The 21,348-nt window shown below is 68.8% G+C and carries 22 protein-coding genes and 1 tRNA gene; 13 read left to right on the top strand and 10 right to left on the bottom strand.

Translation table 11 applies throughout. From position 1 onward, the window contains the following. The first annotated feature begins 418 nt into the window (after positions 1-418). Complete coding sequence (locus ABS78_RS23720) at positions 419-1,162, top strand: hypothetical protein (RefSeq protein WP_293385663.1); 744 nt, start codon at positions 419-421, stop codon at positions 1,160-1,162. Between the two features lie 92 nt (positions 1,163-1,254). On the opposite strand, the gene phaC is transcribed toward ABS78_RS23720, so the two are convergent. Beyond that, positions 1,255-3,321: a class I poly(R)-hydroxyalkanoic acid synthase gene (phaC, locus tag ABS78_RS23715; RefSeq protein ID WP_293385660.1), complete on the bottom strand. Its 2,067-nt coding sequence runs from the start codon at positions 3,319-3,321 to the stop codon at positions 1,255-1,257. A 100-nt stretch (positions 3,322-3,421) separates the two neighbouring features. Between phaC and ABS78_RS23710 the strand changes: the two genes are divergently transcribed. The 7 genes from ABS78_RS23710 to ABS78_RS23680 all read left to right on the top strand — a co-directional run bounded on the left by ABS78_RS23710 (position 3,422) and on the right by ABS78_RS23680 (position 10,302). Next, a complete protein-coding gene (locus ABS78_RS23710; RefSeq protein ID WP_293385657.1) occupies positions 3,422-3,856 on the top strand; it encodes a hypothetical protein in 435 nt (144 codons plus the stop codon). A gap of 141 nt (positions 3,857-3,997) precedes the next feature. Continuing rightward, positions 3,998-5,218, top strand: coding sequence for an LL-diaminopimelate aminotransferase (locus ABS78_RS23705; protein ID WP_293385654.1), 1,221 nt, complete (start codon positions 3,998-4,000; stop codon positions 5,216-5,218). A 205-nt stretch (positions 5,219-5,423) separates the two neighbouring features. Then, on the top strand, positions 5,424-6,713 hold the full coding sequence (locus ABS78_RS23700) for a homoserine dehydrogenase (protein WP_293385651.1): 1,290 nt from the start codon (positions 5,424-5,426) through the stop codon (positions 6,711-6,713). Between the two features lie 94 nt (positions 6,714-6,807). Next, positions 6,808-7,761: a class II fructose-bisphosphatase gene (glpX, locus tag ABS78_RS23695; RefSeq protein ID WP_293385648.1), complete on the top strand. Its 954-nt coding sequence runs from the start codon at positions 6,808-6,810 to the stop codon at positions 7,759-7,761. A 191-nt stretch (positions 7,762-7,952) separates the two neighbouring features. Next, complete coding sequence (locus ABS78_RS23690; RefSeq protein ID WP_293385645.1) at positions 7,953-8,567, top strand: hypothetical protein; 615 nt, start codon at positions 7,953-7,955, stop codon at positions 8,565-8,567. Between the two features lie 68 nt (positions 8,568-8,635). Beyond that, positions 8,636-9,553, top strand: coding sequence for a hypothetical protein (locus ABS78_RS23685; RefSeq protein ID WP_293385643.1), 918 nt, complete (start codon positions 8,636-8,638; stop codon positions 9,551-9,553). After that, entirely contained in the window at positions 9,550-10,302 is a 753-nt protein-coding gene (locus tag ABS78_RS23680; protein WP_293385640.1) for a hypothetical protein, read from the top strand. Before ABS78_RS23685 ends, ABS78_RS23680 begins: the two co-directional genes overlap by 4 nt. Positions 10,303-10,349: 47 nt before the next feature. Here the strand turns inward: ABS78_RS23680 and ABS78_RS23675 are convergent, their stop codons facing one another. Beyond that, a complete protein-coding gene (locus ABS78_RS23675; RefSeq protein WP_293385637.1) occupies positions 10,350-11,696 on the bottom strand; it encodes an MFS transporter in 1,347 nt (448 codons plus the stop codon). A 289-nt stretch (positions 11,697-11,985) separates the two neighbouring features. On the opposite strand from ABS78_RS23675, the gene recJ reads away from it, so the two are divergent. Beyond that, entirely contained in the window at positions 11,986-13,809 is a 1,824-nt protein-coding gene (gene recJ, locus ABS78_RS23670; protein ID WP_293385634.1) for a single-stranded-DNA-specific exonuclease RecJ, read from the top strand. 62 nt (positions 13,810-13,871) lie between these two features. Then, positions 13,872-13,946: transfer RNA gene (locus ABS78_RS23665), tRNA-Glu, on the top strand. 883 nt (positions 13,947-14,829) lie between these two features. Here the strand turns inward: ABS78_RS23665 and ABS78_RS23660 are convergent. Continuing rightward, positions 14,830-15,114, bottom strand: a complete 285-nt coding sequence (locus ABS78_RS23660; protein WP_293385631.1) for a BrnT family toxin — start codon at positions 15,112-15,114, stop codon at positions 14,830-14,832. Positions 15,115-15,193: 79 nt separating this feature from the next. Here ABS78_RS23660 and ABS78_RS23655 point away from each other — a divergent pair, with 79 nt between their 5' ends. The 3 genes from ABS78_RS23655 to ABS78_RS23645 all read left to right on the top strand — a co-directional run bounded on the left by ABS78_RS23655 (position 15,194) and on the right by ABS78_RS23645 (position 17,151). Then, complete coding sequence (locus tag ABS78_RS23655) at positions 15,194-15,763, top strand: cold-shock protein (protein ID WP_293385628.1); 570 nt, start codon at positions 15,194-15,196, stop codon at positions 15,761-15,763. Between the two features lie 106 nt (positions 15,764-15,869). Beyond that, positions 15,870-16,700: a glutaminyl-peptide cyclotransferase gene (locus ABS78_RS23650; protein WP_293385625.1), complete on the top strand. Its 831-nt coding sequence runs from the start codon at positions 15,870-15,872 to the stop codon at positions 16,698-16,700. 10 nt (positions 16,701-16,710) lie between these two features. After that, positions 16,711-17,151, top strand: a complete 441-nt coding sequence (locus ABS78_RS23645; protein ID WP_293385622.1) for a PaaI family thioesterase — start codon at positions 16,711-16,713, stop codon at positions 17,149-17,151. A 254-nt stretch (positions 17,152-17,405) separates the two neighbouring features. Here ABS78_RS23645 and ABS78_RS23640 read toward each other — a convergent pair whose 3' ends face one another. From ABS78_RS23640 to ABS78_RS23610, 7 genes are all read right to left on the bottom strand, one after another. After that, complete coding sequence (locus ABS78_RS23640; protein ID WP_293385619.1) at positions 17,406-18,146, bottom strand: HNH endonuclease; 741 nt, start codon at positions 18,144-18,146, stop codon at positions 17,406-17,408. Next, the gene (locus ABS78_RS23635) at positions 18,147-19,493 is read right to left on the bottom strand and encodes a hypothetical protein (protein ID WP_293385616.1); all 1,347 of its coding nucleotides are present in this window, start codon (positions 19,491-19,493) and stop codon (positions 18,147-18,149) included. Positions 19,494-19,572: 79 nt separating this feature from the next. Then, positions 19,573-19,788 carry a hypothetical protein gene (locus ABS78_RS23630; protein ID WP_293385613.1) on the bottom strand — a complete coding sequence of 72 codons (216 nt, stop codon included), beginning with the start codon at positions 19,786-19,788 and terminating at the stop codon, positions 19,573-19,575. Positions 19,789-19,923: 135 nt separating this feature from the next. Beyond that, on the bottom strand, positions 19,924-20,220 hold the full coding sequence (locus tag ABS78_RS23625; protein WP_293385610.1) for a hypothetical protein: 297 nt from the start codon (positions 20,218-20,220) through the stop codon (positions 19,924-19,926). Then, complete coding sequence (locus tag ABS78_RS23620) at positions 20,217-20,378, bottom strand: hypothetical protein (RefSeq protein ID WP_293385607.1); 162 nt, start codon at positions 20,376-20,378, stop codon at positions 20,217-20,219. Before ABS78_RS23620 ends, ABS78_RS23625 begins: the two co-directional genes overlap by 4 nt. Continuing rightward, positions 20,375-20,650, bottom strand: a complete 276-nt coding sequence (locus tag ABS78_RS23615) for a hypothetical protein (RefSeq protein WP_293385604.1) — start codon at positions 20,648-20,650, stop codon at positions 20,375-20,377. The genes ABS78_RS23620 and ABS78_RS23615 overlap by 4 nt, the downstream gene beginning before the upstream one ends. Further along, positions 20,643-21,348, bottom strand: a 706-nt coding sequence (locus ABS78_RS23610) for a hypothetical protein (protein ID WP_293385600.1), incomplete at its 5' end; no start/stop codon positions are given. The genes ABS78_RS23615 and ABS78_RS23610, both read right to left, overlap by 8 nt.

Genomic DNA, 21,348 nt, shown 5'->3' with positions numbered 1-21,348 from the left:
GCCAGCCGGTCGAGCGTGGCCAGAGCCAGCGTATCGATGTCGGGTCCCTCGGACATGAGGGACATCCAACCACCCCGCTACGTCAGAAGCGGACGTAGGGTTGGGGTGTCAGAGCTAATCGAGAAAATTGAGAACATCGGTGTACGAGACACGAAGCCCAACCCGCGCAATAAACTCAGCCGGGGCGCATTCACCGGGGCTTCTCAATCCAATGTCTGGCGGAAATGGGTGCAACCACGCTGCGCTTGGAGGACTGATCCTAGCGCTGGCGTTGTCAGGGCAGGCGGTCGGCGAGCCATGCACCCAGCGAGAACACACCGAGACCGTAAATAGACAGAGGGCGGCACCATCGGCTCAGGATGCCACCGAAGCAAACAATAAGGGCGAAGAGGTCGCTCATCGCGCCCTAAAGGACAGTTTGGACCTCGAACGACGCGCTGTTGATGCGGCTGAGAAACAAGTTGCTGAAGCCGTGGCAGCGAACCAGTGGGCGCCGAGGAATTTCCACCTCGCGTTCGTGCAAGCTCTCGCAACGATTGCGTCTGTCGTCTTCACCGCTTGGGCCGCGATTGCCGCCGCCCAAGCTGCGAGGTCGGCCAGGATCGCAACTGACGCAATCCCCGTCCTTGAGCGGGCCTATGTCTACGCCCTTATCGACGATGATGTCGTGGATCAGGCATGTAGCGTTGCAGAGCGGTTGGCTAGCGGTCAGCCCAATAGCGTCTTGTCCACCTCTACAGCAACTCCGCTAGCCAAGGTACGGTTCAAAAACTTCGGTAAGACGCCCGCGAAGCTCATCTACGGTGAGGTAAGCATGTCGCTCATCGGCAGTTCTCGCGTCGGCTCGACAGACGACCTGCCCATCAAGAACCTGCACATTCTTGCCGAAGGTGAATCCACCGAAACAACCGACGTTTACCTTGAAACTCCTCTGACGTGGTCCGAAGTGAAAGCCATCCGCGCAGGCAGTATGGGCCTCTACATCGGCGGGGCCATGCGCTTTGAGGATATCTGGGGCATCGAGCACACAGCGCCTGTGGCCTTCAGCTACAATACCGCACTGAAGCGTTTCACAGCGAATTTGCATCGGCAGCAGAAGCCTAAGCACGGGCTATTGTCCCGGTTTTTGCCGTCTCATTGGTGGGAATCCATCTCGACCTGACACGCATCGCATCCAATGACGCTTGGCGCGATTTCCGCTTTCGCGCGATCCGGCGAGGGCGGCGGGGCGGGGGAGGCCTCGCCGCCCGACGGTCAGCTCTTGACCTTCACGTATTCGCCGGGGGCGTCGCCCAGGGGCTTCAGCGGACCCTTGGCGGGATCGCGCGCCGGCACCATCCCGCCGGAACGCGCCCTGAGCCAGGCGGCCCAGTGGGGCCACCAGGAGCCCGGATGCTCGACGGCGCCGGCCTGCCATTCGTCGAGCGCGGCGGGCAGGGCGTCGTTGGTCCAATGCTGGTACTTCTTCGCGACCGGGGCGTTGATGACCCCGGCGATGTGGCCCGAGCCGGCCATGGTGAAGGTGGTTGGGCCACCGAACAGCCGCGCGCCCTTGTAGACCGAGCGGGCGGGCGCGATGTGGTCCTCCTTGGAGGACTGGACGTAGATCGGGATCTTCACCTGGCTCAGGTCGATCCGGACGCCGTCCAGGGTCAGCTCGCCCTTCGCCATGGCGTTCTCGCCGTAGAACCGGCGCAGGTAGAAGGTGTGCAGCGTCTTGGGCATGCGGGTCTGGTCGGAATTCCAGAACAGCAGGTCGAAGGGCTTGGGCTCCTTGCCGAGCAGGTAGTTGTTCACGAAGAACGACCAGATCAGGTCGTTACCGCGCAGCGCGTTGAAGGTGTCGGCCATCGCCTGGCCGGAGAGGACGCCGCCGCCCTCGTCCATCATCTGCTCCAGATCCTTGAGCCAGTCCTCGTTGGTGAAGAGGAGCAGGTCGCCGGCCTCGGAGAAGTCCTGCTGGGCGGCGAAGAAGGTGGCCGAGCCGATGGACGTGTCGCCCTTGGCCGCCATGTGGGCGAGCGTGGCCGAGAGCAGGGTGCCGCCGATGCAGTAGCCGACGGTGTTCACGCGATCGACGCCGGCCTGTTCGAGCGCGGCGGCCACGCCCTCGTAGATGCCCTGGCGCATGTAGTCCTCGAACGTCTTGGTCGCGAGGCGCGCATCGGGATTGACCCAGGACGCGACGAAGACGGTGAACCCCTGGGACGCCAGCCAGCGGATCAGCGAGTTCTCGGGCCGCAGGTCCATGATGTAGAACTTGTTGATCCACGGCGGGAAGATCAGCAGCGGGATCTCGGAGACCTCTTCGGTCGAGGGCGAGAACTGGAGCAGCTCGATGATCTCGTTGCGGAAGACGACCTTGCCGGGCGCCGTGGCGACGTTCTCGCCGATCTTGAACATCTCGTAGTCGGTCTGGGCGATCGAGAGCTGGCCGCCGCCGCGCTGGAGGTCGGCGTGGAAGTTCTCCATGCCCTTGACCAGGCTGGCCCCGCCGGTGGCCATCACCTCCTTGAGGGCGGCCGGGTTCGAGGCCAGGAAGTTAGACGGCGCGAAGGCGTCGGTGAGCATCCGCATGAAGAACTCGACGCGGCGCTTCTCGAGCGGCTCGACGCCGTCGACGTCGGAGACGAGGCCGTTCAGGAAGTTCGCCGTGAGCAGATAGGACTGCTTGATCGCGTCGAAGACCGGATTGTCGGACCAGTCGGGGTCGGTGAAGCGCTTGTCGCCCTTGGCGGGACTGACCACCGGCTCGACGGGCTCGCCGGCCGCCCGGCGCGCCGTCGTCTGCCACAGGTCGAGGTAGCGCGAGAACAGGTCGGCCTGCGCGCGCATCATCCGGTCGGGCTGGGCGGCGAGACGGCCCATGACCTGGGTGAGGGCGGGGGCCACGTGGAACGGGTCGGGCGAGAGCGCCGCCGGGCGCTCGGCCTGGCGCAGGGCCATCTCGGCGATCGTGCCCTGGGCGGTGACCGCCGCCCGGGCGAGATTCAGCGAGAGCTGTTCGAGCTGCGAGCGCTGTTCGGCGGTGAACGCCACGGCGTCGAAGGCGATTCCCCCGTTCGCCGGCGGGACGCCCTCGGGCTTCGGAGCCGGATCGGGCGCGGCGCCGGGCGGCGGGCTGAAGCTCTTGGTCTCGGCCGCCTCGGTCTGGGTCGCCTGGGTCTCGGCCGCTTGGGTCTGGGCGGCCTGGACCTGGCCGGCCTGGACCTGGGCCTTCTTCTTGCCCGCGCCCTTGGAAGCGCTTCCCTTGGCGTCCTTCGCCGGGGAGCCCGTCTTGCGGCCCTTGCCCTTGGGCGGGCCTGCGGCCTGCTCGCTCATCGTTCGTCCTCCCGGGGCGTGAGAGCGACAACGCGCGCTCTTTCGCCGTCAACGATCATCGCATAAGACCTTGGCGCAAATGAATGCGTCGCGCCCACTATTGCCGACTGCCGCGAGGGTCGTCACCTGTCTCGCCGCCTATATCGTGGCGGGCGCGGGCGGATTGATGCTGTCCGGCTGCGTCGGGACGGCGTTCGGCGACGCCAAGATCGACCCGAACTCGGCGGTGGCGGGCGACGTGGCCCGGATGACCCGCCAGGGCGGGCGGTTCCCCACCTTCGCCGATATTCCCAAGCCGCCCAAGGACCTGCGTCCGGTGGCGCAGTACGGGCAGGACGCGCACGCGGTGCTGGCGGCCGGCGAAGCCCTGACCCAGGCCACCGCGCCGGGCACCTGGACGCTGGACGGCACCGACACCTTCGCCGAGCGGGCACGCGACGACGCCGGCCCGCAGTTCGATCCGCCGGATCCGGCCGAATCGGAAGCCTTCGCCCGGGAAGTCCGCGAGCGAGCTAAGCCGCCTCCGCCGCGCTAGAGCCGCCAGGAGGCCCGGAGCGCCGCGAGAGGCCGAAAAAATCCCCGAACCCGCTTTGCGGACTCCGCCCGAGAGTCTATCGAAGCCTGACGTCAGCTCGCAGATCGGCCGCATGGGCGAACCGCGGCGCAAGAGCTCAACATGACACCGGAATTCCATCGCATCCGCCGTTTACCTCCCTACGTCTTCGAGGAGGTCAACCGCATCAAGGCCCGGCTTCGCGGACAGGGCGTGGACATCATCGACTTCGGCATGGGCAATCCCGACATGCCGACGCCGAAGCATATCGTCGACAAGCTGGTCGAGACGGCCCGCGACCCCAAGGCCGGACGCTACTCGGCCTCCAAGGGCATCCAAGGCCTGCGCAAGGCCATGGCCGGCTACTACGCGCGCCGGTTCGGCGTGAAGCTGGACCCCGACCGCGAGGTGATCTCGACCCTGGGCTCGAAGGAAGGCTTCGCCAACCTGGCCCAGGCGCTGACCGCGCCCGGCGACGTGATCATCTGCCCCAACCCGGCCTATCCGATCCACGCCTACGGCTTCATCATGGCCGGCGGCGTGATCCGCCACGTGCCGGCGGGCAGCCCCGAGGAGTATCTGTCGGGCATCAGCCGGGCGGTGAAGCATTCGGCGCCGCCGCCCAGCGTGCTGATCGTGAGCTATCCGTCGAACCCGACGGCGCAGTGGGTGGACCTCGACTTCTACAAGGACGTGGTGGCGCTGGCCCGCAAGCACGACCTGCTGGTGCTCTCCGACATCGCCTATTCCGAGATCTACTTCGACGACAACCCGCCGCCGTCGCTGCTGCAGGTGGAGGGCGCCAAGGACATCGCCGTCGAGGTGAACTCGCTCAGCAAGACCTTCGCCATGGCCGGCTGGCGCGTCGGCATGGTGGTGGGCAACGAGCGGATGTGCGCGGCGCTGGCGCGGGTGAAGTCCTATCTGGACTACGGCGCCTACACCCCGATCCAGGTGGCGGCCGCGGCGGCGCTGAACGGGCCGCCCGACTGCATCGAGGAGATCCGCGGGATCTACAAGGCGCGGCGCGACACCCTGGTGGAGTCGATGAAGCGGGCCGGCTGGGACATTCCCGCGCCGCCGGCGTCGATGTTCGCCTGGGCCAAGCTGCCGCCGCAGTACGAGGAGGCCGGCTCAATGCTGTTCTCCAAGCTGCTGGTGGAGGAGGCGGGGGTCGCCGTGGCGCCCGGCGTGGCCTTCGGCGAGTACGGGGAGGGCTATGTGCGGATCGGCCTGGTGGAGAACGAGCACCGCATCCGGCAGGCCGCGCGCAACGTGAAGAAATTCCTGGCCAACTCGGACGAAATCCTGGGCCGGGCCCACAACACGATGGCGGCGCAATGAGGCGCCGTTTCCAGATGTACACGGCAAGCGCCCATGCGCGCCCTTCTTGCGCCCCCTCCGTCTCGCGCGTTCCGTGCGAGCCACCTCCCCCGAAGTGTTCCCTTCGGGTGAGGAGCGGGATCATCGCTCCTCCCCTGCGAAGCGGGGGAGGTGGATCGGCCCGAAGGGGCGAGACGGAGGGGGCGTGGCTTTTGTGATGACGGACATGGATCGCAAGACGTGGCGCGTCGGCGTCGCCGGCCTGGGGACGGTGGGCGCGGGCCTGCTGAACTTCCTGGCCGAGCGGCCCGGCTTCGCCCCGGCGGGCGGACGGGCCGTGGTGACGGGCGTGTCGGCGCGCTCGCGCACCCGCCCGCGGCCGTTCGACATCTCGAACCTGCCGTGGTTCGACGATCCCGTGGCGCTGGCCCGGTCGCCGGACGTGGACGTGTTCGTCGAGCTGATCGGCGGGTCGGACGGCCCGGCGAAGGCCGCGGTCGAGGCGGCGCTGTCGCTGGGCAAGCCCGTCGTGACCGCCAACAAGGCGCTGATCGCCGAGCATGGGGCCGAGTTGGCCGCCCTCGCCGAGGCGAAGGGCGCGCCGCTGCTGTTCGAGGCCGCCGTCATGGGCGGCACGCCGGCGGTGAAGATGGTGCGCGAGGCCCTGGTCGGGGACGACATCCAGTCGATCGCCGGCATCCTGAACGGCACCTGCAACTACATCCTGACCGAGATGGAGGCGGGCGGGCGCTCGTTCGCCGACGTGCTGGGCGAGGCGCAGCGGCTGGGCTACGCCGAGGCCGACCCGACGATGGACGTGGGCGGGTTCGACGCGGCCCACAAGATCACCATCCTGGCGGCCCTGGCCTTCGGCTGCGCGCCCAACTTCGCGGCCGCCGAGATCGAGGGCATCGAGCAGGTGGATCTGCTGGACATCCGCATGGCCCGGGACCTGGGCTATCGGATCAAGCTGGTGGCCTCGGCCGAGCGGTCGGAGGACGGCGTGCTGGTGCGGGTGCATCCCTCGCTGGCGCCGCTGGACCATCCGCTGGCCCAGGCGGGCGGGGCGCTGAACGCGCTGTTCATCGAGGGCCGCCGGATCGGACGCATCTTCGTGCAGGGGCCGGGCGCCGGGGCGGGGCCGACCGCCGCCGCCGTCGCGGCCGACATCGCCGACGTGATGACCGCCCCGCAGCGTCCCGTCTTCCAGGCGCCCGCGGGCGCGCTGGAGCCGTTCAAGGCCGTGGACCCCTCGAAGATGACGGGACGCGCCTATCTCCGCTTCCTGGTGAAGGACGAGCCCGGCGTGATCGCGGCGGTCTCCGAGACCCTGGCCGGGGCGGGAGTCTCGATCGAGAGCTTCCTGCAGAAGCCGACCGAGGGCGCGCAGGGCGTGCCGATCGTGCTGACCACCCACGCGGTGACCGAATCGGCGCTGACGGCGGCGGTGGAGCGCATCGCCGGGCTGGAAGCGGTGCTGGATCGACCGCGCCTGTTGCGGATCGCTCGCATCTAAGGTCAAAAGGCGGCCCGCGCGGCGGGTCGCGCGAACAACCTATCGGGCCTTTCGACAGGCCCTCAGACTGGGCCTTCAGGGGGCTGGAGACGACATGAGTTCCGACGTTCTGGACCGTAATCTGATCATGGACGCGGTCCGCGTCTGCGAAGCCGCGGCCATCGCGGCGTGGAAACTGGCCGGCCGCGGCGACGAGAAGGCCGCCGACCAGGCCGCCGTCGACGCCATGCGCACGGCGCTGAACGACCTCGAGATCGACGGCGAGATCGTCATCGGCGAGGGCGAGCGCGACGAGGCGCCGATGCTCTACATCGGCGAGAAGGTGGGCAAGGGCGGCAAGTCGAAGATCGACATCGCGCTCGACCCGCTGGAAGGCACCACGCTGACCGCCAAGGCGATGGCGAACGCGCTGGCGGTGATGGCCTGGGCGCCCAAGGGCACGCTGCTGAACGCGCCCGACACCTACATGGACAAGATCGCCTGCGGGCCGGGCTATCCGGCCGGCGTGATCGACCTGGACAAGAGCCCGGCCGAGAACGTCCAGGCGCTGGCCAAGGCCAAAGGCGTCGATCCCGGCGAGATCACGGTCTGCATCCTGGACCGTCCGCGGCACGCCGAGATCATCGCCGGGGTCCGGTCGGTGGGCGCGCGCGTCCACCTGATCACCGACGGCGACGTGGCGGGCGTGATCAACACGACCGACCCAGAGACGGGCGTCGACCTCTACGTCGGCTCGGGCGGCGCGCCCGAGGGCGTGCTGGCCTGCGCGGCGCTGAAGTGCGTGGGCGGCCAGTTCCAGGGCCGGCTGGTGTTCCGCAACGCCGACGAACGGGCGCGGGCGGCGCGGGTGGGGATCACCGACCTCGACAAGAAGTACGACCTGCACGAGATGGTCCGCGCCGACGCGATCTTCGCGGCCACCGGCGTGACCAAGGGTGCGCTGCTGGACGGCGTGGGCGTGAGCGGCGGCTTCGTCCACACCCACTCGCTGGTGATGAACTCGGCGACGCGCACCGTGCGGGAAGTGCGGATGAAGCGGCCGGCCTGATCGTCAGGGGCTCGCCGGCCTCCAGCCGGTTGAGCGCAGCTCGACGCGCTCCCGCGCCGCGAGATTGCGATTGACACACACAAGCGAGGGCGCAAGCTCGGCCTTAGGTCACCCGCGTTTCGGCTGAGCGGTCACGCAGTGCTGCGCACCGTGCCGTCGCGGGGCTTTCGGTTGCGTAGGGTCCTTCAGTCATGCCGATCTCTCGTCGAGGGGTGTCCACGGCGGCCGCGATGCTGGCCTTTCCTGCGCAGGCGCAGCCCGCGCGACCGACGCCCGCCAAGCCGCGATCATCACCCCCGCCATCTCCGGACGCCACACCGCTGACACCTGCGGACGGCCAGATCCTGCAACGACTGCTGGAGGGGGCGCCCTATGTCAGTCAAGGACAGGGGCGCGTGCTCTACGCCCGTATGAGCGCCAGGTGCGGCTACTGCCAGCTCTTCTTCAGAGACTATCCCAACGGCCTGCCTGGAGTGGAGCTCCGCTACCTCCTGTTCCCGGCCAAGGGAGCCAGCTCTCGCTCGACCCTTCAGGTCATGCGGGACCGATCCATGAAGACGTTCGAAAGCTACATGCGCAGTCGGGCAGGGGAGGATTCGCGTCCCCTCGACAACGACGCCGACATCGACCTGATGAACGCGCTTATTCGATACACTCAGGCGGTGAACACACTTATGCAGCGCCAGTCGCCGCCGCAGCTCACGGGAACACCGACGTGGTTCTTCGAGCACAACGGCAAGCTCTACTCTGACATGGGCTACGACCGCGCCATGTTCGCCGCGTTCCACCGGGCGTTCGTGGCCTGACACCGACTTTTCATCATACCGCGTGCGCCCCCAGGGGACTGCGCGCCCAGGTCTCGGAGGGGATTTTCATGCGATGGACAAGTTGGGCCGCCCTGGCCCTCTGCGCCGGTCTGGTGACGGGGTGTGGCGATAAGACGGACAAGGCGGGCGCCGCGGGGGACGACAGCGCGAAGGGCTCGGCCTCGAAGGTCGCGGCGGAGGACAAGGTTCGATGCCCCGCGAGGGTCAAGACGCCGGGTCGCGCTGCGGGCGCGCCCGTGGACGACGTCCTCGGAATCCGGCCCGGCCTCACGCTGGACGAAGCCATCAACATCGTCCGCTGCGAGGACAAGACCCTGGAGGTGAAGGTCGCCGAACGCGGCTTCGACCTGAACACCTACGGCGCCAAGCTGCGCCAGGGCTTCCACACGACCCCCAAGGAGCCCGAACTCTCCGGGGAAGAGGCCCTGGAGCAGATGCGTCAGCGGCAGATGGATCGCTCGCTGAACCGGTCGCGTGACGCGGCCCCCGGACAGGCCTTCACCGTCTCGGCCATCGGTCTTCCAGGGGAGGAAACCGTCATCGGCGTCTGGAGAACCCAGCGGTTCGAGCCCGAAAAGAATCCTCCGATCGACAGCCTTGTGGCGGCGCTGACGGAGAAGTACGGCCCCCCGACGACCCAGGACGGAAAGTACACGGTGTGGCTGTACGACTCTCAGGGACGCCTCGCCGGTCGTGACTCACCTCTGGTGTCGTCTTGCCGCGTGAACGCCTATCCGGGCGGCTTCTCGGTGAGCCCCGATTGCGCGCTGGGAATCTCCGCGGTGATCGAGCCCCTTCGCACCAATCCCGCCCTCGCCGAGTCGCTGAACGTGGGCCTCACGCACCAGAGCCTCGCCTATTCAAAGCTGGAAGCCACTCAGGCGGCGCTGGATCAGAAGGAAGCCGCCCGCCGGGCCGAAGAACTGGGCAAGGCCCGGGACAATGCAGGAGCGCCCAAGCTGTGAGCCGGTTCATGGAGAAGACGGCGTTCGCAGCGCTTGCCGCCCTCGCGCTCGCGGGGTGCCAACCCGCCGGCGGAGACTCGACGAAGCCGGGCGGCGCTGCGCCGACGGCGGACGCACGAAGCCCGGGGCCCGTCCCTTCGGCCGGTGGCGCGACGCCGTCCGGCCAGGCGGTCAGGGCCGACCTTTCATCGCGCACGGGCGAACTGGTGAACCCCAGCGAGGAACAGATGCTGTTCCTCTATCACGACCTCGCGGGGGTAAACCTCTCGAAGTCCGACTGGGTCGAGCAGAGCATGCAGGTTCGGATCGCAGCGCCCCACGAGAAGGCGGCCAAGCGCGAGGCGGCCGGCAAGGAGTTCGATGCGTTGCAGGCGTCGGTCGGGAACGTGGGCCGGCTTCGCTTTTCCATCAGCAACGTCGACGCCAGGTTCGATCCCACCTACAGCGAGTACCTGCTGCGGGCGTTCTCGCCCAGCTCGGCCCTGTCCTTCCGCTCGGCCGGGGAAACCGTCCAGCTGAAGTTCGGCAACGGCCAGACCGCACAGATCTGGAAGGTGCCGCCAGCCGAAGCCCAGGCGATCTCGGATCGGATCGGGTCGGTCTCGGCCCTGAGCGCGGACATCCTGGTGCAGATCGCCGACGTGCAGCCAGGGACCCAGGGTGGCGCCATCGTCGCCAACATCCTCGAGTACGAACTGACCAGTCGCCAGACCGGTCTCGTGGTCACCCGGGGCAAGCCTGGCGGCTGATAGGGCTCGACCGGCGGTTCAGGCCTGGCGGGGCAGGTCGCGGCCCTTCAGTGCTCGGCCGGCGCGGTCCCGAGCGCGGGGGTGACGTCGGGAGTTGCGCCGACGGCCCCGGACTTCGGCCGGAACAGCCAGATCCCCGCGGCGCCTACGGCGAAGATGGCGGCGACGATGAAGAAGAACATCTCCGGGGTCGCGCCGCCCGTTGTGGCGCCCGAGAGCGAGGCGCCGAGAGGCCGGCCGAAGTTCGCCACCGCCATGTAGATGGTGAACTGCGTCGCCGCGACTCCCGGGGAGCAGAGGCGCATCGCCAGCGGGATCACGCAGATCGCATAGGTGATGCCGATGAACTCCTGCGACCAGATCACCGCGGCCATCAACCCGCCATTGCTCCAGAGCGACTTCGAAAGGCCCACGGCCAGCATGAACGCGGCGATCATGGGTAGGACGATCGTCAGCACCCGCTTGCCGCCGAACCGGCCCACGATCCAGCCGCCGAGCGTCAGGGCGTAGATGGCGGATCCCAGGATCGCCGAGGACTGGACGCTGGTGAACTGGGTCATCGACCATCCGGCGAACGTCTGCGTGAGTACGGGATAATAGACCTCGGTCCCACCGATCGGGATCGCCCGCAGGAGCAGGAACGGCACGAACAGGAGGCTGATCGGCGCCAGGATCGCGCGGAAGCTTCCCTTCAGGAGCGGGAGCCATGCGTCGACCTGGACCGCCACGTTGTGCGGATGGGCCATGCCGGGCGACCAGGGCAGGCGCTTCTCGCCCGCGCGCTCGCGGAGCATGATCCCGTAGCCCAGAACCAGCGCCAGCCCGAAGGCGCAGGCGGCGAACCCGGCCCCCACGCCCATCGTCTGGATCAGGAAGCCGCAGGTGGCCCCGGACGCCGACATGCCCAGGGCCTGGGCGCCGAACATCACGCCCCCCGCCTTGCCCTGCTCGTCCTCGGTCATGATGTCGACCGCCAGGCTATCGATCGACACGTCCTGGAAGGTGGTCGCCATGTTGACGCCGAACGCCAGGACCGACAGCAGGAGGACATCCTGGCCGCCGGGCTGGAGCACGGCGCCGCAGAGGCAGCCCAGAACGATCGTCGCCTGCGCGCCGATGATCCAGGCGCGCCGGCGCCCCATCGCCAGGTAGGTGTAGCGGTCGATGATGAAGCCGTTCACCAGCTTCAGCGTCCAGGGCAGGGAGGTCATCCCGACCACCGAGGCGATCTGCAGAGGCGTGGCGCCGCTGCTGGCCATATAGGCCGGGATCGCGACGTAGAAGAGCCCCAGTGGGATGCCCTGGGCGATGTAGAACAGGAGCACCGTCAGCAATCGGAGGCGCGAGCTTTCCACCAGCGGCGGGAGACCGGCCGTGGCCGTTGCGCGTGACATCGGAACCCCCCGGAGCCGGTGCGAGACGGAGATCGCGAGGGCGGGCCCGCCCCCTTGCGCCCGAACCCCGACCTGCATTCGTCGTGACTTGCCCGGCCAAGGCAAGGGTGAAGTTGAAGCCCGATCCGGCAGGTCGGCGGGACGCCCCCGACCGCCGGCGCTGTCCGCCGTCGAAGCTCGAAAGGGGGGCTACGTCCGATTCTGACGTCGGCCCGCGCGAGAGTCACGCTGGCGACTCGGCCGGCGCGGGCCGATAGTGGCGCAGGCGGGCGTACAAACAGGCAGGCGGATGGCGGACGGCGGCGCGAGGATCGAACCCACCGGGGGCTATCTCGGCGTCACGCGCTCGCTCTCGGGACGCCTGTGGCGTCAGCGTACGGCGTGCCCGGACCTGGCGCGGCGCCATCAGCAGGCGCACGGCCTTTCCGAGCCGCTGGCGCGGGCGCTGGCGGCGCGGGGCGTGGACGACGCAGCCGCCGCCGACTTCCTGAACCCCACGCTGAAGGCGCTGTTCCCCGACCCGTCCTCGTTCGCCGACATGGACCGCGCGGCGGGGATCCTGGTGGATGCGCTGGAGGCGCGGCGGCGCATCGTGGTGTTCGCCGACTACGACGTGGACGGCGCCTCGTCGGCGGCGCTCATCGTCCGCTGGTTCCGGGCGATGGGCCTGGACCTCTCCATCTATGTGCCGGACCGTATCGCCGAGGGCTATGGCCCGTCGCCAGCCGCCTTCCGGCGGCTGAAGGCCGAGGGCGCCGACCTTGTGGTCACCGTGGACTGCGGCGCGGCGGCGCACGACGCCCTGGCCTGCGCCGGCGAGATCGGCCTGCCGGTGGTGGTGATCGACCACCACCTGATGCGGCCGGGCGAGGTTCCGCCGGTGGCGGCGCTAGTGAACCCGAACCGGCCCGACTGCGGCTCGGGGCAGGGGCATCTGGCGGCGGCGGGCGTGGCGTTCGTGCTGCTGGCGGCGCTGAACCGCGAAGCGCGGCGGCGCGGCCTGACCTCGAGCGGCGAGCCCGACATCCGGGGCTGGCTCGACCTGGCGGCCATGGGCGCGGTCTGCGACGTGACGCAGCTCACGGGCTTCAACCGGGCGCTGGCGGCGCAGGGACTGAAGGTCATGTCGGGATGGGCGAACCCCGGCCTCAGGGCGCTGATGACCGTGGCCAAGGGAGGTTCGACGGCCGACCTCGGCGCGGCTTCAGTGTTCCACGTGGGGTTCATGCTGGGCCCGCGGATCAACGCCGGCGGTCGGATCGGACGGTCGGACCTGGGCGCGCGGCTGCTCTCCACCGACGACCCGGCCGAGGCGGCGACGCTGGCGGCCGAACTGGACGCGCTGAACGCTTCGCGCAAGCAGGTGGAGGCCGAGGTCCAGGAGGCGGCGGTCCGCCAGATCGAGCGCGAGAGCAATTTCGGCGACGCCCCCTGTCTGATCGTGGCCGACGACGGCTGGCATCCGGGCGTGATCGGCATCGTGGCCGGGCGTCTGCGCGAACGCTATCGCAAGCCCACCGTCGTCATCGGCGTGGACCGGGCGGCCAATGTGGGCAAGGGCTCGGGCCGGTCGCAACCGGGGGTGAACCTGGGCCGGGCGGTCCAGGCGGCCTATGAATCGGGCCTGCTGCTGGCCGGCGGGGGCCACGCGATGGCGGCGGGCCTGTCGGTGCGCCCCGAGGCGATCCCCGAGCTGCGCGAATTCCTCTGCGCGGCCCTGGCGGACGAGACGTGCGCGGCGGCGGCCGAAGACGGCCTGGACATCGACGCCCTGGTGACCGCGCGCGGAGCCGACCGGGCGATCTGGCGCGACTTCCAGCGGCTGGCGCCGTTCGGGCCGGGCAACCCCGAGCCCATGTTCGCCGCCGCCGACGTGCGGGTGGAGCGGCCGATGGCGCTGCGCGGCGGGCACGTGAGATGCACGCTGACGGACGGTTCGGGCGGCCGGCTGAAGGCCGTGGCATGGCGGGCCGGAGACACCGAGGCGGGCCGTCGCCTGATGCAGGAAGGCGGCGCGATCCATGTGGCCGGACGGCTCAAACCCGACGACTGGCAGGGGCGGGAAGGCGTCGAACTGGAGATCGAGGACGTGGCCGATCCGCGCCGAACGTGATGTGCGATCCGCCGCTTGCACCCCCAAACGAAGGCGTCTATAGACCCGGCCTCGCGCCAAGCGGTCCCTTCGTCTATCGGTTAGGACGCCAGGTTTTCAACCTGGAGAGAGGGGTTCGACTCCCCTAGGGACTGCCAGGCGCGGGCTTCCTCAATCCGGTATTGCTGCATCTCCGCGCCTCCCGTTCAATCGGAGCGGCGAGGTTGGCCGTGTTGCTCGTGCTTCGGGCTTTCGCACCGCTTCGGCCGCGAGTCGCTGTTGATCTGCCGCCGCTGTGTAGAGGGTCACTTCAGACAGAGTTTTAAGTCTCGTGGCCGGCTACTCCCGCGCACGCCTTCTCTACACGCTAGAGTCGGATGTCCGACCGACGCCAACCCCAATGGGTGTAGGATGAGTAATCGCTGGCAACGACCCCACGCGCGCCAGCGCCTGAGAGACAGCTAGAAATTCAGCGCTCCCGCTCATCGAAACCACGGGAGACCTGCTATGCCCCTATACACATTCTATCTCTGTGATGACTCTGCGCAGCCGTACACGTTCGAAGCGAACGAATGCTCGCAGGATAGTGAGGTCTTCCGAAAGGCGAACGAGCTTCTTCAGGAGCATCCGCGCGCGCACTTCGTCACCGTCTGGGAGAGCGAGCGGGCCGTGCTGGCCTGCCACCGCGAGGAACCCGTCCTGCGGGCTGTCCCGCAAGTCGAGATCCGTCATGACGCGTAAGTCACTGGCCACGCCTTTCCTTCGAGACATGGAGAAGAGGGGGGCTGCTCCGCGATCGCAGCAGACGCCCTCTTGGTGTTCTCGACCGCAGCGGGCTAGTTGACCTCTGCCGTCCTGAAATCGACGGCTCGTATCGCAAGCCTGATCGCTCGCTCGATCTCGCTGTGAACCTCCATCTCTGCGGCTCCCGTCGCCTGCCCATCGCTCGGGTGAAGCCATGAGCCACTGGATGGTGAATGGCATGGCGGAAATTCGCCACGGTCGGCCGAGACAGCGGCTGAAGGGCTATGGTCCTCTCAACTACTGTCGAACCTCTTTCTCGCGCGCTCTGCGCAGGCTGATCGCCCGGACATTCTGGCCCCGAACCGCGAAGGTCGGGGCGAACAGGTCGCCGTCGATCAGCCCGCAGGCGTTGAACCGATCCTCGCCGTAGTCCTGGCGGTCGTCCTTCATGACCACGGCGGTGTCGAGATAGCGTTTTCGTATTACGTCTGTTGCGCCTGTTCGCGGCTGTGTGGAGACCCGCCGGTGCGGCTTCGCCGACACGGTGGGCAAGGCGCTCGCAAGCGGCGCCGTGAATCCCATTGACGCGCCGCGGGTTACGAGAACAGTGTTATAGTCGGGCCTGATCCGGTGTGTCGGGGGACAACGGGCCGAGGGGCGCATGGGTTACGAATTCGAGCATGCCGAGGGACCGCCGCCCGTGCGGATCTCCGGCCGGGTGAAGTGGTTCGACGCGGGGAAGGGCTACGGGTTCATCGTTCCGGACGACCCTGCGATCACGGAGCTGAAGGACGTGCTGCTGCACGTCACCAGCCTGAGGACGTCGGGACGGGAGAGCTGCCTGGAAGGCTCGCTGATCACCTGCGACGTCGTCCGTCGGCCCAAGGGCTGGCAGGTGGCCGAGGTGGTGCTGGTCGACGAGAGTTCGGCCACGCCCAGCGAGCGCCGGGCGGCCGATCCCGCGCGGCGGCCGGACGCGGCGCGGCCCGCGCGACGCCCGGTCAGCGCCACGGGACCGCTGGAGGGCGCCACGGTGAAGTGGTTCAATCGCGCCAAGGGCTATGGCTTCGTGGTGCGCGACCGGGAGCCCGGTGACATCTTCGTCCATATCGAGACGCTGCGGCGGGCCGGACTGGAAGACCTTCAGCCGGGCGACGGCGTCCTGGTGCGTTTCGCCGAAGGGCCGAAGGGCCTTGTCGTCGCCGACATCGAGGCGGGAGAGGTCTCCTAGCGAGACCGGACCCAAGGTCGAGGCGCATCGGCCTTCGGGGCCTGGCGGGGCCTTGCCTCGCGCGGGACGCCGTTCCAAAGGAAGGGCCGTCCCGTCCGGAGGCCGTGTGATCCGTCGTCTCTGCACCGCCCGACTCGCGGCCTTCGCCGCGCTCCGATCCCTGATCCTGGGACTCTCGCTCGTTCTGGGACTCTCGCTCGCGTGGGCCTGCGCCGCCGCCGCGGCGCTGCCCGTGCAGGGGGTGGAGGTGAAGGCGGTCTATCCGCACGATCCGAAGGCCTTCACCCAGGGCCTGCTCTACCTGGACGGCCATCTCTACGAGAGCACCGGGCTGGTCGGGCGCTCGACGCTGAGGCGCGTGCGGCTGAGCGATGGGGTCGTGTTGCAGTCCAAGGCCATCGCGCCGTCGATGTTCGGGGAGGGGCTGGTCAACTGGGGCGATGAACTGATCAGCGTCACCTGGCAGGACCGGGTGGGGTTCCGCTGGGACCTCAAGACCTTCGCCCTGCGGGCATCGTTCAGCTACGCCGGCGAGGGGTGGGGGCTGACGCAGGACGGCCGCCACCTGATCATGAGCGACGGCACGCCGGTGCTGCGCTTCTTCGATCCCAGGACGTTCAAGGAGGTCCGCCGCGTGCGGATGACCGTCGAGGGCCGCCCGCTGACCAACTTCAACGAGATCGAGTGGGTGAAGGGCGAGGTGTGGGGGAACGTCTGGGGGACGAACTTCATCGCGCGCGTCGACCCCAAGACCGGCGCCGTGAAGGGGTGGATCGACCTGTCGTCGCTGCCGGACGCCGCGCGCCGGCCCGATCCCGACGCCGTGGCCAACGGAATCGCCTACGACAGCCGGGGCGACCGCATCTTCGTGACCGGCAAGCTGTGGCCACGGCTGTATGAAGTGCGCCTGACCGCGCCCCGTGTTCCTGCGAGATGATCCCTTCGAGATGAGTGAAGACGACCCGATCCCCGACCTGATCCCCGAGCCGCCGCCCGGCTTCGCCCGCTCCTCGGGGCGCGGCCAGTTCTCCACCCACAACGGACCCTATTTCCACAAGCCGGTCGCCGAGGGACTGGTGTCGCAGGCGTTCTACGCGTTGCCGCGGCACACCAACGGCATCGGCCTGGTCCACGGCGGGATGCTGTCGGCGTTCAGCGACGGCCTGCTGGCGGCCGCCGTGGGGTTCGGCACGGGCAAGGTGGGGGTGACGATCCACCTCTCCATCGACTTCCTGCACATGGCGCGCCAGGGCGACTGGGTGATCGGCGAATCGCGCATGACCCGGGCCACCAAGGACGTGGCGTTCGCCGAAGGCGTGCTGCGCGCCCGCGGGGTGGACGTGGTGCGGGCGTCTGGGGTGTTCAAGCTGATGGACCGCCGCGGATAGTCACGCAGGTTCGGCGGCCGGGCTCCGTCAGGCCGGACTTGTCGCGCGGCGTTCGTTTGCGGAAAAGCCTAAAGGGCTATATCGCACGTCCGCCGGCGTCCTCGGGGCGTAGCGCAGCCTGGTAGCGCATCTGCTTTGGGATAAGAGCGCGGTTCCGGCGGCCCTTGGGAAATAATAGTAAAAACAATCGACTAGTGAGAAGCGCGGATCGGCGATCTGGGCCGAACCGGGCAGAAACGGGCGGATAATAGGGGTCAAGTCGCACGGCCGCGCAGTCGCGCGGACGTGAGCCGCGCCAGCATCAACTGTTCCTGGGCCAGCTTCCATTCGTGGACCTGTGTGCGGCTCCAGCAAAGGCCGCCTCCGGGAAGGTGAAAGGGCCGGGGAAAGCCCTGGTCTTCCGCCCATGCCACGTATGTCTTCCGGAAGCGCGCGGGTTCCTCGGCCAACTCGGCCGCCGCTTCGTGGAACGAGAGGCGATCCTGCAGGGCGATCTCGTCGCGAACGGCGGGGAAGTTCAGAACAGCGAACTCGCCCCGCATGGCGCGCGCCGCCGCGTCGTAAGCCTTCGCGGCGAGGCCGGCGGAAGCGAACATCCCCAGCATCAGCACGCGGCCGTTGGCGTCGTGGATGCGGGCCGCCCAGCCGCGCGGGGTCTTGCGGACGCCCCGATAGCCCTGCTGGCCCGGCAGGCGGCGGTTCCAGTTGTTCTGCTGGCTTGTCGCCGCCCGCAGGTTCGCCCGGCGGTTGTCGAGACCGTCGCCGTTTCGGTGATCGACCTTGATCCTGGCCGACGGCGGCGCTGCGATCTCCCGGTGCATCCAGATGCGCCCACCGCTCCCCGCGCTGCGCGCCGCGTAGAACCCGTGGCCGTTGGAGCGGGGCACCGCGTGCCAGCGATGGCGTGCGAGCCGCTCGTAGTCGTCCGCATCGACCGTGGTGTGAAGGCCGCGCGTTAGGGGGATGAGGCGCGTGGCGCCGCGATCCTCGTCCACCTACAGCGCCACCCCCAGGCCGGCCAGATAGGTGTCGAGCTTGCCGGCGCCGGCGTCGGCGACGTCCTGGCCGATCTCGACGTAGTGCTTGTCGAGAATGTCGCGGATGCGTTTGAGGCTGTGCAGGCTGCGGCTGGCCACCTCCTCGTCGGTGAGGCCGGCGGCCTTGCCGACGGTGATGGCGGTGTCGCGCAGGTCCTGGTCGCGCAGCGTGGCGACGCTGGGAACGGCTTTGGCGGCCAGGGCGCGGACCTCGGCGAACTTGTGGCGGTAGTGGTCGCCGGTCCAGGCCTTGCCGGTCAGCTCGCAGATCAGGACGTGGGTCGGCGTGACGTTGTCGCCGTAGAGCCGGCGCTGGCGGGCGCGGATGGCGTCGATGCGCGGGCGGCCGAGGCCGGCCAGCAGCGGGGTGTCGCCCTTCCGCCCCGTCTTCCGGCGGGCGGCCTTGACCCGGTAGTCGGCCCCGACCTGGGGCCAGGTGAGGGAGAGGCGGTCCACCTGGGACCACGACAGGTCCACGCCCAGCACGATGCTGTCGGCGATGCTGTGCAGGCCCAGGGCCTCGGCGGCGTCGATCAGGGCGCGCAGTTCGTCCCACGTGCCGACGCGGATGCGGCCCGGCGGGGTGTCGCGGTCTACCAGCTTGGCCCAGTTCTGGCGGATCGCCCGGCGCTTGACGCACCATTCCAGCCAGGCGGAGACGTCGGAGAGGACGCCGTGGGCCATGTTGGTCCCGATCTGCTCGCGCAGCTTCCAATAGGCGTCGTAGAGCGGCCCCTGGGCCTGGCTGAGATCGGGCGTGTCCTCGAACGCGGGGGGTTCCAGCACGTCGATGGAGAACCCGCGCACTGTGGCGCGGGCGGCGTCGTAGGCGGCGCGGTCGGCCTTGATCGTCGCCAGCCGGCCGGGATCGAGGTCGCGGGCCTTGTGCGCGGCCGGGATCGGCGGGGGCTGGACGACGTAGCCGGCCAGCACGTCCACGAGGCGCGAGAGCTTGGACCGGCGGTCGATCTGGTTCCTGATCGCCGCGAATTCTCGGCTGGGTTCGATCCCCCGCTTGGGATCGCCCAGGTAGGCGTCCAGCAGGGCGCCCAGGCTGCGGCGGTCGGCCTTGGGCGCCGCCGCGGCCGCACGGCCGGCGCGGATCTCGGCGACTTCGCGATTGAGGGCCTCGGCGGCGTCGATCGAGGCCCCGCGGGTCAGCCATTGGCCCCCGTTCGGTCCCTTGCCGTCCTTGAGGTCGCGGCCCTTGAACCCGGCCTTGCGCAGGGTGGGCGAGGGTATCCAGCGGGGGCGGCCGTCGCGCCAGTGCCAGCCGGCGGGGACGCCCGATCTCTGATTGGCCATGATCAACCCTCCTTCCAGTAAGGGTCGCCGGGGAAGGTGGGCCGCGCCCCGGCTCGCGGTCAAGATGCGCCGTCTCCGCTCAGTGCGGCGACGGCAGGTCGAAGTGGTCGGCCAGTTCGGCCCGCAGCTCGGCGTGGATCGCGTGGGTGAGCGCGGCGAGCTGGGCGGCCTGGGGCCGGGCCAGGCTGTCCCACCTGTCGGGGCAGGCGCAGGCCAGGAGGCCCCCCAGGCCTTCAAGCTGGCCGAGGGCCTGGACGAGGCCGGATGGGGCCTCTGGACGCGTGGTGGTCTGCATGGTGGTTTTCCTCCCCGGAAAGCAGCGGCGGAACTGTCCCGCCGTCGCCCGCGACTCGATCCGCCGGTGCGACACCTTGACCATGCGGCATAAGGACTCAGGATTGTGGGTTGAGTGTCGCACTATCTGACGTTGTCAAATCGGCAGGAAATAGCCCCAGGTCTGCAACGCCGGGTCGAGCGCCAGATCGTAGCCGGCCAGGGCGTCGGTGACGCTGGACGGCGGCGTGACCACGTCGGCCTGGACGGCGGCGGTCACGGCGGCGGCCGCCACCACGGCCCCCACCAGCTCGGGGATGGCGGCGGCCTTCATGGCCACGTCCACGGCGTTCAGGATCTGGGCGTAGGACAGCGCCGCGCGGATCTCCGGCACGTCGTGCAGGGCCGTCGCCAGGGCGAGCCGGCGGGCGGCGATGGCGGCCTCGGGCGTCATGGGGCGACACCTTCCAGTGCGGCGCGGGCGGACGCCGTGAGGTCGCGAAGAGCTGCGAGGGCAGCTTCGGCGAGGTCTTCGATCTTGCGGCCGTTCTCGCGGGCGTAGTGCTCTAAGATCGCGAGGGTGCGATCATCGACATAGACATTGAGGATCACAGATCACCACCTTCCAGGGCCGCGCGGCCGGCGGGGGTGATCTTGGCGCTGGATGTTTCCGACAGGCTGTCGAAGCCGGTCTCGGTCAGTCCGCGTTGTTCCGCCCAGTTCCACGTATCGGTCGGCTCGAAATCGCCGCTGAAGGCCCTGGTTGCGTCGCCTAGGCCGTCGTGAGCCACGACTGCACCGCCCGCAGCGTCGATGATCTTGAGGAACCACTTCAGGGCTTCCTCACGCGCTGCCATTTCCGCAGCCTTCGTCAGCTTACCCATCGCGGCCTCCGAGGGACTGGCGGGCGGTCTCCTGGCAGTGCTCCAGGCACGCATCCATGTTCGACAAGGCGTCCTCGACGGTCGAAATCCCATCGCGGATGTTGCGCAGCCATTGGAGGCCGCTGGTCGCCGTGTCCGCCCATTCGTTGGCGATGTGCTTCAGCCGCTCGTTCTCTGCCCGTAGGGCGTCCAGACAGGCGGGGCCTTCGCCGTCATGCTGGCCGAAGTGCGCCCGGCCCTCCTCGTCGTTCCTGGCGACGAAGCCGCAGTGCCAGCACTGCCAGAACCGGGATGCTGCCGCCCACTTCCGCGCGAGGAGCAGGGGGTTGTGGTGGCAGTAGGCCGCGCTGTGTCCGCTGTCCTCGCAGACGCGGCACCCCATGCTGTCGCCGTACGTCAGCGCGGTCTGCGCGTTGCGCAGGGCGGTGATCGCCTCGTCGTAGTCCTCGACGGTCGGCGGACCTGGACGATAGACGACGGACCACATGTCTTCGTGAGGATGCGGTTCCGGCTTGTAGCGGTCCCGCTCGGCCTTCAGCGCCTCGTTCTCTGCCCGCAGGGCGTCGGCAGAGGGATCGGGGGCGGTTACTGTGTCCAGGTCGATGAAAGCGACGGGCGTTCCATCGCCTTCGCACCAGAAGTCCTGGCTCCAGTTCCACCCGGCGAACCGCCAGAGGTCCTCGCCGTCGTTGTCGAAG

Origin of the sequence: Phenylobacterium sp. SCN 70-31, from assembly GCF_001724605.1 — a bacterium.
GTDB lineage: Bacteria > Pseudomonadota > Alphaproteobacteria > Caulobacterales > Caulobacteraceae > Phenylobacterium.
The sequence above is the reverse complement of the archived record's forward strand: the minus strand, read 5'-3'. Positions and strand labels throughout refer to the sequence as shown.

What these genes read in the sequence shown, in the direction of transcription:
- ABS78_RS23685 (WP_293385643.1), top strand. Translation starts at nt 8,636, where the DNA reads ATGCGATGGACAAGTTGGGCCGCCCTGGCCCTCTGCGCCGGTCTGGTG.
- ABS78_RS23615 (WP_293385604.1), bottom strand. Translation starts at nt 20,650, where the DNA reads ATGGGTAAGCTGACGAAGGCTGCGGAAATGGCAGCGCGTGAGGAAGCC.
- ABS78_RS23700 (WP_293385651.1), top strand. Translation starts at nt 5,424, where the DNA reads ATGGATCGCAAGACGTGGCGCGTCGGCGTCGCCGGCCTGGGGACGGTG.
- ABS78_RS23635 (WP_293385616.1), bottom strand. Translation starts at nt 19,493, where the DNA reads ATGGCCAATCAGAGATCGGGCGTCCCCGCCGGCTGGCACTGGCGCGAC.
- ABS78_RS23660 (WP_293385631.1), bottom strand. Translation starts at nt 15,114, where the DNA reads ATGGGATTCACGGCGCCGCTTGCGAGCGCCTTGCCCACCGTGTCGGCG.
- glpX (WP_293385648.1), top strand. Translation starts at nt 6,808, where the DNA reads ATGAGTTCCGACGTTCTGGACCGTAATCTGATCATGGACGCGGTCCGC.
- recJ (WP_293385634.1), top strand. Translation starts at nt 11,986, where the DNA reads ATGGCGGACGGCGGCGCGAGGATCGAACCCACCGGGGGCTATCTCGGC.
- ABS78_RS23630 (WP_293385613.1), bottom strand. Translation starts at nt 19,788, where the DNA reads ATGCAGACCACCACGCGTCCAGAGGCCCCATCCGGCCTCGTCCAGGCC.
- ABS78_RS23645 (WP_293385622.1), top strand. Translation starts at nt 16,711, where the DNA reads ATGAGTGAAGACGACCCGATCCCCGACCTGATCCCCGAGCCGCCGCCC.
- ABS78_RS23625 (WP_293385610.1), bottom strand. Translation starts at nt 20,220, where the DNA reads ATGACGCCCGAGGCCGCCATCGCCGCCCGCCGGCTCGCCCTGGCGACG.
- ABS78_RS23690 (WP_293385645.1), top strand. Translation starts at nt 7,953, where the DNA reads ATGCCGATCTCTCGTCGAGGGGTGTCCACGGCGGCCGCGATGCTGGCC.
- ABS78_RS23675 (WP_293385637.1), bottom strand. Translation starts at nt 11,696, where the DNA reads ATGTCACGCGCAACGGCCACGGCCGGTCTCCCGCCGCTGGTGGAAAGC.
- ABS78_RS23705 (WP_293385654.1), top strand. Translation starts at nt 3,998, where the DNA reads ATGACACCGGAATTCCATCGCATCCGCCGTTTACCTCCCTACGTCTTC.
- ABS78_RS23655 (WP_293385628.1), top strand. Translation starts at nt 15,194, where the DNA reads ATGGGTTACGAATTCGAGCATGCCGAGGGACCGCCGCCCGTGCGGATC.
- phaC (WP_293385660.1), bottom strand. Translation starts at nt 3,321, where the DNA reads ATGAGCGAGCAGGCCGCAGGCCCGCCCAAGGGCAAGGGCCGCAAGACG.